The 303-nt window shown below is 38.6% G+C and carries 1 protein-coding gene; it reads right to left on the reverse strand.

The features are described from left to right. Window positions 1-303: hypothetical protein (locus GQ598_RS11005; protein WP_160404151.1), on the reverse strand; the 303-nt coding region annotated here is incomplete at both ends.

Raw genomic sequence — 303 nt, forward strand, 5'->3', positions numbered from 1 at the left:
CGTACTGTGTCTGTAAATACCCCCCTGTACTACTTAAAGTGACCCTATAAGGAGCCTTACATTTATCTAATACATCGTTACGACTAACTGTATTGCCATCCTTATCCGTAAACGATACCGATATATCCCCTGATATACCATTTACAGCCGGCTCATCCCCATCATCATCACGCCAATAATTATATCGAGTGACTAAATCACTTAAACTCACTGAATTTGTTGATGATGGGACTATCATTTCTATATGACTTAAATTACTCCCAACGTACGGCAAACTGATTGGATTTGTTGCACTTGATGTAT

The sequence above is a fragment of the Gilliamella sp. Pas-s95 genome, assembly GCF_009795795.1.
Classification (GTDB): Bacteria; Pseudomonadota; Gammaproteobacteria; order Enterobacterales; family Orbaceae; genus Gilliamella; species Gilliamella bombicola.